A 12,523-nucleotide genomic window follows, 5' to 3' on the forward strand; every position below is an offset into this window, starting at 1 on the left:
GTTAAATCCACACACGCGGTCAAAAATAAAATATCCATCTAAAAATTTGTTCTTTGTTATATCGTCGAAAATTATACCTTAACTTTCCAACTGTTTACGATCAAAAAGAACGCTCCAAGTTTGACCATCATAAAGAGCTGCGCCATCATTACCACATATTAGTAACTTCTGTTTATCAAAAGACACGTCGATACGGCCACACAATCCTTTCTGAATATATTCAGGAATCGGCTTTTGTTTTAACTTATCCGCTCTAACCAGTTCACCATCTTCAAGCACCCAAACGCCATAATCATTAGTGCACCATAGCCGATCATCAAACCAAACACTATCAAGGAATCTCAGCGGCATTTTTTTGTCGGTCAGGATATTCCACGTCGAATTCCTTCCAATCCATACATGCCCTTTACGGCTAGTGATATAGACGTAGCCATCCTCAGCACATACTACAGTGTATAAATCTTGATTGGTTGGAAAAACTATCTGCTGCCAATTCTTTCCATTGAAATGCCAAACGACCCCAGCTTCTCCCACGGCATAGATATCTTTTTCTGAAAATCCAGCCATATCACGAAGGCTGTAATTTAAATTATTTTTTGAAATAAAATCATCAGAAATAGGTATCGTTCCTGAAAAATCTTCCCATGTGTCTTTTTGGATTCTTCTATATACCCTAACCGGATTTCCTATGGCATATATTGAATTATTTATTCTAACTACTTTTGATATGCTACTGACTAAGTCCGTATTGAATAATGAATTGTTAATTGGTTGTTCAATATTATGATGTCCTTTAATCTCACAACCAAAAACAAGGCAATTAGTCTCTACTATTACAAATTCATTTTTATTTGGTACTTGTGTAGCGCTAATAGTTGCATATAAAAAATTCTCAAAAGTTGCTAAAAAAAACCTACTTTCCAATGGTTTTTCTAAATTTGCAAACAAAAATCTTTTACGAGGTAATGGATCTGGATGCGTGCTATTTATATCTTCGGATAGAAGGAATCCATATGTCCCATCAAAAGGACCAAAGGTAGCATCACAAATACCAAATCCTTTACCTATTTCATTCCATGTCTTTTTATCAAAAATCATTTTTATACTATTTTAATAAGGTGCTGCAATAGTTTGCCAAGCACTACCATTGAACGACCATACTTCTGTCTGGTTTGCAATTATTAGCAAACCATCGTAAGCATCCAAATGACCTGTAATAGGAATAGGTTGACCATCGTGCTCTACGGGCAATAAGCTTTTGCCATCCCATACACAAAACTCATAATCCGAACTTAGCCACAGTTTATTGGAGAACCAGACTATATCGTTCCATAGTAATGAAGAGTTACCCTCATAAACTCTCTTCCAGCTAGTGTTACGCCCAGACCACAAATCTCCCCTCTCTGCACCAATATAGACTTGACCATCAGGAGCGCAAACCACTGTATTTAATTGCACATTAGTAGGAAAGACTATGGCGCGCCATTGAGTACCATCAAAATGCCAAATATCGCCATGGCCACCAACAGCATACATATCAGTCTCTGAAAAAGCATCAATATCTTTGAAGCCTTGCTCAATAGATGAATCTACTTTGGGAAACCCTTTTTCATGTTTCACCCATACTCCAATATCAGACCGTTTATATACTTTTCGTCCTAATCCTACAGCATAGGCATAATTGTTAATACATTTAATTCGTTGGATAATTGGCCAACTATCTTTATCAATATACTCATTAGGCCATGATGATCCACTACCTACTACATATGTTTGCCCGTCACTATTACGCGCAGTGAGCAATCCCTGCCCTTTGGGAATTCTAGAAACTCCCAGCGTAGGTTTATTAAATCCCGTAACGCCTACGCCTCCATAACGAAAATCTAAACGCTCTTCATCCAGAAAAATACTTACCAGTTCAGATGGGATATCATGCTCGAACACTGATGAAGCAGCTTCTGGAGACAAATCCTTTCGAAGACATAGGTATACAATATTTTTGTCACGAATAGCGCAATCTATAATTAACCATCCTTTAAACCATTTAAGCCACCCTTTTTTATTAATAAAATAATCCATTTCGATATTTCTTTTTTAACTTCTGAACTTTTGACTAATTAAGCTCTTTTTGACCAGTATTATCGCGGCGAAGTCAGGAGACTTCGCAGAGCGGAGGGAACAGTCGCTATCATTGTTGTGTAAATATTTAGTCCAAATAAGGCGCAACAATAAGCTTCCAGGTTTTTCCGTCAAAGCCATAAACAAATTCAGGACCCGCAACAACCAGTAATCCATCATATGCATCCATATGACCATAGGCAGACACAGGCTTACCATTTTCTTCTACGACTTTGAGTTCGCTCCCATCCCATAGGCGCAATTGGTAATCCGAGGCTAACCACAATTTTCCATCAAACCAAAATGCATCATTCCAAAGAACAGGAGAACTTCCTTCGTATATTCTTTTCCAAGTATCACCTCTGCCAACCCATAAACTACCACCTTCTCCTGAAACATATACGTTTCCGTCAGGAGCACATGTCACAGTGCTTAGCTGCGCGTTGGATGGAAAACCTAACTGTTTCCAATTCTTTCCGTCAAAATGCCAGATGTCACCGCAGCCACCAACTGCGTACATATCACTCTCGGAAAAAGCATCGAGGTCGTTAAAGCCCATGTGCAAATGTTCAGGGACTTTTGGAAGTTCGGCAAAAGGCTCCCATTTTGCAACTTGGATTCTTTTGTAAATTCTGCGACCACTGCATACAGCATAGGTATAGCTGTTGATGCACTTGAGTCTATTTGCAAATGGTCTTTGTCCATTCGCAATATGTTCCATAGGCCCATCACCATTCCCCATGGGCCAAACATCACCATCATCATTTCTAGCAGCAATTAATCCAGAAGGTCTTGAAAAAGGACTTCGGGAAACACCGATTAAAGGCAAATTCATACCGGATAATTTTTGACAACTCCAATTGCTACCATCAGGCTCGTCCAGATAAACAGCAATAATTTTTGATGGAATCTCGTGATCGAACATTAATGACGCTTTTTCAGGTGGTATTTTTTCCTTGACCCCAAAATAGATAATATTTCTATCGCGGACAGCACAATCAATGATGACGTTTTGATAAAAAGTTTGGTGCCAATCTTTTTTGGCTAAAAATGGCTTCATATATCCCTGCTGTGTTAAGTTTCCCGATTTCGTAACCATTACAATATTTCTTTTTTTATCTTCTGAACTTTTGACTAATTAAGCCCTTTTTGACCAGCATTGTCTCTGCGAAGTCAGGAAACTTCGCAGAGCGGAGGGAAGAGTCGCTATCATTGTTGTGTAAATATTTAGTCCAAATAAGGCGCAACAATAAGCTTCCAGGTTTTTCCATCAAACCCATAAACAAACTCAGGCCCCGCAACAACCAACAATCCATCATGTGCATCCATATGACCATAGGCAGGTACGGGTTTGCCGTTTTCTTCTACGACTTTGAGTTCGCTCCCATTCCATACTCGCAACTGGTAATCCGAGGCCAACCACAATCTTCCATCAAACCATATAACGTCATTCCAAAGAATAGAAGCACTTCCCTGATAGACTCTTTTCCAGGTATCACCTCTGCCAACCCATAAACTACCACCTTCTCCTGAAACATATACGTTTCCGTCAGGAGCGCATGTCACAGTGCTTAGCTGCGCGTTGGATGGAAAACCCAACTGTTTCCAATTCTTTCCATCAAAATGCCAGATATCACCGCAGCCGCCTACCGTGTACATATCGTTCTCAGAAAAAGCATCTAGATCCTTAAATCCCATATTCAAATGCTCAGGAATTTTAGGAAGGTCTGCAAAAATTTCCCAATTTGCAACCTGGATCCTTTTGTAAATTTTTCGAGCGCTACAAACTGCATAGGTATAGCCATTGATGCATTTGAGCCTATGCGGAAATGGCTTTTGTCTATTTGCAATATGTTCAATAGGCCCAGAAACATCTTTTCCTACAGGCCATACATCGCCATCTAGATTCTTTGCAGCAACTAACACCAACGGCTGAGTATTTTTTACGCCCCATGCCCCCAAAACAGGAAGGTTGAAGCCTGCTAAGCCCTGATGGCTTCTTTGGTTGCCGCTTCTTGGCCGAGAGAGAGAGAAGGTAACTACTCTTGTAGGAATATCATGATCCAACATCATAGACATCTTTTCAGCATCAACCTTCTGCCTTAATAAAAAGCAAATAATGTCTTTTTCTCTGAATGTTGCATCAACAATTAACCATCCTTTGAAACTTCCTTCCCAGCCATCTCTATTCAATATAGGTTCCATTACAAGCTCTCTTCAGTACTATCTGTTGATTTTCCTTGCTCATTAACGACACTTTTTCAGGTGGTATTTTTTCCTTGACCCCAAAATAGATAATATTTCTATCGCGGACAGCACAATCAATGATGACGTTTTGATAAAAAGTTTGGTGCCAATCTTTTTTGGCTAAAAATGGTTTCATATATTTCTGTTGTGTTAAGTTTCCCGATTTCGTACCCATTATAATATTTCTTTTTTTAACTTCTGAACTTTGACTAATTAAGCCCTTTTTGACCAGCATTGTTGTTGCGAAGTCAGTAGATTTCGCAGAGTGGGGGATGATTCGACCTTCCACCAATAGTCCCTGGTTTTTATGCTTCGTCTTCAATAGGGAGGTCACAAGTAAACAAGGTTTCCCAGCGTTCGCCGTCGTACACCGCAGCGCCTCTTTGACCACATATCAGCATGCGTTTATTGTCAGGAGAAATATCAATCCGACCACAAAGTACAGCGACATCTTCGGGGATAGGCTTGTGCTTGGAATCCTTGGCTAATACCAATTGGTCGTTTTCCAATACCCAGATACCGTAGTCATTGGCAAACCACATTTGGCCATCGAACCAGGCACTATCAAAAAAGTACAGCGACATATCTCCATCAGTCAGTTTTTTCCATTTTGCACCTCGTCCGACCCAGACGGCGCAGTTTTTGTCGCTAATGTACGCTTGGCCGTTGCCCGCACAAGTGACGGTTGTTAATCTAATATTAGTTGGGAAAGCTAGCTGATCCCATTTCTTTCCATCAAAGTGGAATACAGAACCTGCATCACCAACAGCATATAGATCTGACTCTGAAAAACCGGCCATATCACGGAAGAAATAATCCGTTGAGGCGGTATCATCAATAAAGTCTTTAGGAACAGGTAATGAGTTTAGGTTATCTGACCACTTAACATGACCTTCTCGTTTATAAATACGCCAGCCACTTCCTAAAGCATAAATATATCCATTGACCCGAACTACTTTTGCAATAGAACTGATGAAATTACAATCAGGTATGTTATTAGGGATTTTATTTTCAAACTCGTTATCCCAACTAAATACAAATCCACCTGTATCTACAGAAACAAAATCTTCTTTACCGGGTGCAGTACCTGCACTGATTGTCGAAAAATCAAATTGTTTTGTATTCATTGCATAAAAACGCTCATCAATTGACCGAGATGTTTTTATAAATAGAAACTGTGTTTCAGGTAGAGGATCACGATACTGATGTTTATTTTTATCATTCTCTAACAATAAAAAACCATAGCGATCTTCCTCAAAGCCAAAGCATCCGTCATAAACAAAGTAGCCATCTAAAAATTCTTTTTTTGTTGTTTCATCAAAAATCATTTTTCTACTATTTTAATAAGGGGCTACAATAGTTTCCCCTGCTGTTAAGTTTCCCGATTTCGTAACCATTACAATATTTCTTTTTTTATCTTCTGAATTTTTGATTAATTAAGCCCTTTTTGAGCAGTATTGTTGCTGCGAAGTCAGGAGACTTCGCAGAGCGGATTACTATTTAATTCGCTTTCAACACACTTCCATACATTAATTTCAGATAATATTTTTGGGCACAAGCCTAAATCAATTAATCCAATTGCAGCTACACCTAAAAAATTCTCACTATAAAAATCAAAAGAACGGTGTAATAAACTTAAACGCGATGGCTTAACAACTTTCATATTGTGTTTTACTCATTCCCATACACTACTGATAAGACAGCAATTCCGTCTCTATCTCATTTTTTTATCGCTATAAAAGCTCCCAAAGCGCATATTACGACCGTAAAAAAAATAAATGCATATGACAAAAACCTTCCCACCTCAAAAGGAATATATCCCCTATTAGCTAACACCATCACAATTGCCCCCCCTATGGCCATCAGCACAAGTAAAGTAAGCAGTAAGATTAAAAATATTTTCATACAATATGTCTAAGTATAAATCGTTATAGAAGTCATTCTCAGATTAATATTTATTTGGGCTAAAATAATTGCCTGCGTTTGAACTTTAGCGCCTGCTTTTTTGATAGTAAATCCATTATCTTCATTACCAAATGATTTAAAAGTATAATCAGCAATACCATGATCATTGGAAAACCACATTTTGTCATCAAACCAGGCAGCGTCGACAAATGGACGAAGTACATTAGTTTCAGATATTTTTTTCCAAGTATTATTTTTCCCTTGCCAAACATGTCCCTTTTTATCAGTAATGTAGACCCAACCATCAGCCGCACAACTAACTGTGCACAGATTTAAATTTGTTGGAAAAACCAATTGCTCCCATTTCTTTCCATCGAAGCGGAAAACTGTTCCTTTTTCGCCGACAGTATACATATCTGAATCTGAGAAACCAGACATGTCCAATAATGAATTCGATATTACGGCATCAATGCGTTTTTCTTCAGAAGAGTCAAATAGCTCTTTGGGAATAGGAATCGTAGTGCTATGTAGTTCCCATGACTTTTCGCCTAAGCGTTTATATATTCGATTGGGCCATCCAATTGCATAAATAGTGGCGTTGACACGTATAACTTTTTTAATTGAAGACAGGTAGTCATCTGTACCAGATAATGCTCCATCTATACTAGGTTCTACTCCGTCATAATCATGGCTATAAGATAAAACTTGGCGCTGGATATCTACAGCAACAAACTCAGGAGTTGAAGTAGAACTAGCTGCTATTCTGGAAAAGCTAAATTCTTCAGTTTCAAGGCAATAAAATCTATTTTCTACAGGTCGTTCTCTTCGAGCAAAAACAAATCTAGTAACAGGTAGTGGATCTCTACCTGACTCTTTATCCTCGACAAAGATAAAAGCTAATCTGCCATCAAATCCATAGGCCCCATCATAAACCCCAAATCCTTTACCTATTTTATTCCATGTCTTTTTATCAAAAATCATTTTTCTACTATTTTAATAAGGTGCTACAATAGTTTCCCCTGCTGTGTGAAGTTTCCCGATTTCGTAACCATTACAATATTTCTTTTTTAACTTCTGAACTTTTGACTAATTAAGCTCTTTTTGACCAGCACTATCGCTGCGAAGTCAGGAGACTTCGCAGAGCGGGTTGAGTTGCTTTGTCATCGATCCAGAAACGATCACCAAAAGCCACAATATTTTTTTGTATTTGCTCAATTTTGATTTGAGCCATACAGGCTGTTTTTTCTGCTTGGTGGTTTGTGTAGACGTAGCCACTAACGAGAAATTCGGCAAGAGATTTAGGAATACCTAGGTCAAGAACACCATTACCATTTAACTCATTTTGTACTAATTTCCATAAGTCAGTCTCAGCTCTTAACTTTGACTGTGGCTCCATACTTATCATTCCTAGTAATGCAACACCAAGAATATCTTCTGTTTCAAATCGAAAAGTACGATTTAACAAACTTAATCGAAAGGGTTTAACTACTCTCATTGTGTAGGCGAGTCAATTACGATAACAGGAGAACTCACATTATGTAATCCTTCTTTTATTTTTTTAGGATCATACCTAATATCAATAATTTGTTTAGGTTGAAATTTTGAAAGGTGTGTGACTGCAATATCCTCCTCTACTTCTGCTTCTATTATTTTCCCGTTTTCTAGCTTAAATGTCACATTCAATACAACAGTTGGAAAATCAGGCCCTGCTCGCAGAAAGGGGGCCATTCTTATATTTAAAATTTCAGCAGCTGTTTTTACGCCCGACTTTCGCAAAGTATCCTTTTGTCGGTCTACTCGACCATTAACCCATAGAACGATAGCAAAAAAAAGAATTGGAAAAAAAATTACAAAAAAAGCCCATACTGGCATAAAGCACCATCTACTCTGAAAGTTCAATTTCATAAACCCCCTGCTGTTAAGTTTCCCGATTTCGTAACCATTACAATATTTCTTTTTTTATCTTCTGAATTTTTGATTAATTAAGCCCTTTTTGACCAGTATTGTTGCTGCGAAGTCAGGAGACTTCGCAGAGCGGAGGTCTACTATTCAAGTCGCAACCGGTTAAACAGTAGTTCCCATGTATGACTATCATATAAAGCGGCACCATTCTTTCCACAAATCAGCATCTGCTTTTGGTCAGGTGATATATCGATACGACCACAGACTTCTATCATTTCTTTTGGCATAGGTTTTATTTTTGTTTTATCTGCAGGGACTATTTTATTGTCGTCTAACACCCACATCCCGTAGTCATTGGAAAGCCAAAGACGATTATCAAACCAAGCACTGTCAAAATAAGAAAAATCACTCTTCTGTTCAACAATTTTTTTCCAAATGCTTCCCCGTCCCTGCCAAATATTGCAAAATTGATCTGTGATATATACAAAACCATCGCCAGCACAAACGACTGTGTTTAAATCGCCGTTAAATGGGAATGCGATATTCTTCCAAGTGTTTTGCTCATAGTGATAAACAACCCCCCCTCTACCAACAGCATACATATCCTGCTCCGAAAAACCTGCTAAGTCCAAAAATCTAGAGCTTGTTTCAGCTTTTAATCTGAACCTTAATTCACCGCTGAATAAATCGGAAGAAACTGGAATATTTGTACTATGTAATAGCCATTTATTTATTCCAGAACGCTTATAGACACAAAAAGGAAAGCCGATTGCATAAACAGATGCTCCAACACAAACAACTTTTGAAAATTTGGCTAATAAGTTTTCATATCCTGGGATTGCACCATCAAAATCTTCAAGCTCTTCTGAAGGGTTGTTATAATCGTAAGCGTAAATATTTCTTCCAATATCAGCAATAACAAACTCTGGCGGTACAGTGTTACTGGCAGCGACAGTCGCGAACTCTATTCCATCAAATCCCAAAGCAAAAAAGCGTCTTTCAATGGGTCTTTCCAGACGAACAAAAAGGAATAGTGTTTCTGGTATAGGGTCCATACCTGTATCTGAGTCTTCAACCAATACAAAACATAATCGATTATTTACACCAAAAGCACCATCATAAACCCCAAATCCCTCACCAAATTCCTTCCAAGTCTTTTTATCAAAAATCATTTTTCTACTATTTTAATAAGGTGCTACAATAGTTTCCCCTGCTGTGCGAAGTCTCCCGATTTCGTACCCATTATAATATTTCTTTTTTAACTTCTGAACTTTGACTAGTTAAGCTCTTTTTGGCTAGGATTGTCGCTGCGAGGTTAATAAATTCAAATTTCATTATAATTAGTAATGAATTTTACCTTTAAAAGTTTTTTTTATAACACTTTAAGACATTTTATATAACCCGCTTGTGAACCCAAAGTTTATATGTAGAATTACAATTAAGTTGATACGCACGAGCGGGATGCAAGAAGTGTTCGAAACCTATTGCTCTGAAAGAGCCTTAGCAATAGCATGGTGCAAAGCACTATGAATAGAAAACGATTGTTGTTTTAGCCCTGTAGGGGCGAAAGCCTAATCTCAAACATTCATCATATGTTAAGTGGTGTTTTCTATGAAAGTTGCCTTTTCTTATTTGAATTTATATTGTCTATTTGCTTTTGCCCTTTCAGGGCAATATTCATCCTTAATTTAGTTTGTAGTGCGGTGCACTACGCTAGTGCTTTTGGGCTTTCAGCCCATTTAGAAGGTTTCGCAGCACTTATGATTTATTTTTTAGAATTACTCATAAAAACGTATGATGCACAACCCAACAATACAGTTTTACTAAAACCCGTATAAATACGTATTGTTTTGTCTGTCTTTGTTACTATATATTGTTTAAAACTAATAGTAGTGAATTTTGGTTTTACGGTAATAGGTAATAAAAGTGGGAGATTTATTTTGCTTTGTCAGCTAAACTAATTTCGAGTTTGGCTATGTATTCTTCGTTTTCATCTAAAACATAAGGATTTAGTTGTAAAGCATTTTCCATAGAAGCTTCAGTTTTATGGCTGTAGAATTCCATAACACTACTGATTTCGTTGCTTTCTAAGAGTTGCAAAAGATCAGGTTTCACAATTGTTTTTCTAAAACTCCCTATAATAATTTCTTTCTCATACAAAGAGGTACTGAAAATATTCTCAATTTGTGAAGCTCTAAAACTATTGGTTCTAAAGAAATACGGAGTGCACAGTTCTTTTCTATTATTATACTCAATGTTCAGGAAAAAGTTAATTGCTGCTTTAGCTATAATAATTGATGTGCCAAAAAAAGAAAATTCTGAAACGATATCAAGATCAGAAGGATTAGTGTCATCTAAAATGTAAATCATGTAGAGATCAGACACATCAAAGGTTTTAAAAAAAGAATTAAAATAGTCCGTATTGATTACCTCTACAGATATATTATAGTTACTATTGCTTTTATAGTTAGGCTGTAAAAAAGGAATATCATCATATCCGGCAATAAATTTTTGAGATATTAAATTATAATTTCGGCTCATATAAAATGTTCTGGAGGTTTATTATTTGGTTGATTATATTTTGTTCCATTATTGTTTTATGATCGAAGATGATTAAATTGTTTTAAGAGAGTTGCGGGAAATTATTTTAAATTCGGACTTATTTAGCAGAAAAAAAGCCCAACGGATCTTGACCAAATTTTGTTTTTGATATATTATCAATTCCTCTAACCATTATATACAATCCACCAATTATTCCTATTATTTTTTCAAATTTCCATGTTATAAATGAAAAGTTAAAATCAATTGAATTTAATATAATAAATATGGTGGAGAGACCAGCAAAAAGTTCTAGAAATCCATATAATAATCTATAATGTTCACGTATTAACCAAAAATAGATTCCAACTGTTAGTGAATATAACACTATTAAGATATATTTTAAGTATTCATAGGGTATTTTAAAAATATGAATGGACAAAGTACTAATTAGGGCTATTAAAATAGTAACAACAGTAAAGTTTAATTTTTTTCTCTTATTGTTCGCGTTAATTTCATTTTCTTCAGCACGTACCTCTAAATCAGGCTCTATTTTTTCTGTACTTACGAATTGCTCTTCCATAAAATTTTTATTCAAACATACAAAAAACTCTCCTAAATAAGTGCAGATCGTAGATCTGTAATCTCTTTGCGAAATATGGTTGATTAGACTAATGAATCAGTTAGTTGCCAATGAACCAATAAGAATTTTGTATCTTAGTTTTTAGTAACCTAATTTTACTTTGATCGCGATTTTTCCTGATCGAGTAAAATTATAAAATAACACAAGATGCCCTGGAATCCGGAAATCTATAATAAGTTCAAAAATATTCGTTATCAGCCTTTTTATGACCTTGCCAATTTTATTCAGCCTGTAAACGGAATAAAAGCTATTGATCTGGGTTGTGGTACGGGAGAACAAACGGCGATTTTAGCCGATAAATTTAAAGAAGCCAATTTTCTGGGTGTCGATTCTTCGGCAGAAATGCTGGAGCAATCTAAGGCTTTGGAAATGGACAATTTGCATTTTCGTAAAGCCACTACGGAAGAAACATTAAAATCGGGCGAAAAATGGGATTTGATTTTTAGCAATGCGGCCTTGCAATGGTCAAACGATCATGAAACCTTATTTGCGGAATTGATAAAACGCGTGAATCCAAAAGGGCAATTTGCCGTACAAATGCCGGTTCAGCCGGAAAATAAACTCAATAAAATCTTGTTGGACCTGGTGAACGAAGAACCTTTTAAATCCTATCTAAAAGGCTATAAAAGAGATTCTCCGGTTTTGAGTATCGACGAATATGCCCAAATTCTTTTTGATGGCGGGCTCGAAGAGCTTCAGATCCTGCAAAAAGTATATCCTATAATAGCGAACGATCATGAAACACTATATGATTTTATATCGGGATCGGCTTTGATTCCGTATGTAGAGCGTTTGGAAGGGGAGCAGAAAGCGCTTTTTATTAAAACCTATAAAGAGCGAATTGCGGTGCATTTCCCGAAACTTCCGGCGATTTATTCTTTTAAAAGGCTTTTGCTTTATGGAAGAAAAGGATAAAATCTATGTATCTGTATGTTCAATATTTTTTCTCGCAGATGTTGCAGATTAAAAAAGCATTTTAATCTTTTACTCTGTGGGTGTTTTTTAAACACATAGAGACCTAGTTTTTGGGATGCTGTAAAAGGCATTTCATTTTACATATTACCACATAGCTATGTGCTAAAATCATGATTTTTTAAAATGATCTCTAATTAGGCTATAAGATCTATGTTTCTATGTGTTATTTTTTTTCTCGCAGATGTTGCAGATTAA

13 protein-coding genes are annotated in these 12,523 nt (G+C 36.7%); 1 reads left to right on the top strand and 12 read right to left on the bottom strand.

Annotation, left to right across the window (positions count from 1 at the left end):
* Positions 1 to 78: 78 nt before the first annotated feature.
* The 12 genes from ACHRWY_RS23610 to ACHRWY_RS23665 form a co-directional block, all read right to left on the bottom strand.
* Positions 79 to 1,098, bottom strand: coding sequence for a hypothetical protein (locus ACHRWY_RS23610; RefSeq protein ID WP_395357844.1), 1,020 nt, complete (start codon positions 1,096 to 1,098; stop codon positions 79 to 81).
* 12 nt (positions 1,099 to 1,110) lie between these two features.
* Positions 1,111 to 2,079, bottom strand: coding sequence for a hypothetical protein (locus ACHRWY_RS23615; RefSeq protein ID WP_395357845.1), 969 nt, complete (start codon positions 2,077 to 2,079; stop codon positions 1,111 to 1,113).
* A gap of 127 nt (positions 2,080 to 2,206) precedes the next feature.
* Complete coding sequence (locus ACHRWY_RS23620) at positions 2,207 to 3,217, bottom strand: hypothetical protein (RefSeq protein WP_395357846.1); 1,011 nt, start codon at positions 3,215 to 3,217, stop codon at positions 2,207 to 2,209.
* A 128-nt stretch (positions 3,218 to 3,345) separates the two neighbouring features.
* Positions 3,346 to 4,323, bottom strand: coding sequence for a hypothetical protein (locus ACHRWY_RS23625; protein WP_395357847.1), 978 nt, complete (start codon positions 4,321 to 4,323; stop codon positions 3,346 to 3,348).
* Positions 4,304 to 4,657: a hypothetical protein gene (locus ACHRWY_RS23630; protein ID WP_395357848.1), complete on the bottom strand. Its 354-nt coding sequence runs from the start codon at positions 4,655 to 4,657 to the stop codon at positions 4,304 to 4,306. Before ACHRWY_RS23630 ends, ACHRWY_RS23625 begins: the two co-directional genes overlap by 20 nt.
* A 13-nt stretch (positions 4,658 to 4,670) precedes the next feature.
* Complete coding sequence (locus ACHRWY_RS23635; RefSeq protein ID WP_395357849.1) at positions 4,671 to 5,693, bottom strand: hypothetical protein; 1,023 nt, start codon at positions 5,691 to 5,693, stop codon at positions 4,671 to 4,673.
* A gap of 586 nt (positions 5,694 to 6,279) precedes the next feature.
* On the bottom strand, positions 6,280 to 7,251 hold the full coding sequence (locus ACHRWY_RS23640; protein WP_395357850.1) for a hypothetical protein: 972 nt from the start codon (positions 7,249 to 7,251) through the stop codon (positions 6,280 to 6,282).
* A 130-nt stretch (positions 7,252 to 7,381) separates the two neighbouring features.
* Complete coding sequence (locus ACHRWY_RS23645; RefSeq protein WP_395357851.1) at positions 7,382 to 7,765, bottom strand: DUF2169 domain-containing protein; 384 nt, start codon at positions 7,763 to 7,765, stop codon at positions 7,382 to 7,384.
* Entirely contained in the window at positions 7,762 to 8,175 is a 414-nt protein-coding gene (locus ACHRWY_RS23650) for a hypothetical protein (protein ID WP_395357852.1), read from the bottom strand. Before ACHRWY_RS23650 ends, ACHRWY_RS23645 begins: the two co-directional genes overlap by 4 nt.
* A 140-nt stretch (positions 8,176 to 8,315) precedes the next feature.
* The gene (locus ACHRWY_RS23655; protein ID WP_395357853.1) at positions 8,316 to 9,344 is read right to left on the bottom strand and encodes a hypothetical protein; all 1,029 of its coding nucleotides are present in this window, start codon (positions 9,342 to 9,344) and stop codon (positions 8,316 to 8,318) included.
* A gap of 763 nt (positions 9,345 to 10,107) precedes the next feature.
* Positions 10,108 to 10,713, bottom strand: a complete 606-nt coding sequence (locus tag ACHRWY_RS23660; RefSeq protein WP_395357854.1) for a hypothetical protein — start codon at positions 10,711 to 10,713, stop codon at positions 10,108 to 10,110.
* 118 nt (positions 10,714 to 10,831) lie between these two features.
* Positions 10,832 to 11,293, bottom strand: a complete 462-nt coding sequence (locus ACHRWY_RS23665) for a hypothetical protein (RefSeq protein WP_395357855.1) — start codon at positions 11,291 to 11,293, stop codon at positions 10,832 to 10,834.
* A gap of 207 nt (positions 11,294 to 11,500) precedes the next feature.
* On the opposite strand from ACHRWY_RS23665, the gene ACHRWY_RS23670 reads away from it, so the two are divergent.
* Complete coding sequence (locus ACHRWY_RS23670; protein WP_395357856.1) at positions 11,501 to 12,268, top strand: methyltransferase domain-containing protein; 768 nt, start codon at positions 11,501 to 11,503, stop codon at positions 12,266 to 12,268.
* Positions 12,269 to 12,523: the final 255 nt, after the last annotated feature.

It is taken from the genome of Flavobacterium sp. FlaQc-48 (assembly GCF_044007335.1).
Taxonomy (GTDB): domain Bacteria; phylum Bacteroidota; class Bacteroidia; order Flavobacteriales; family Flavobacteriaceae; genus Flavobacterium.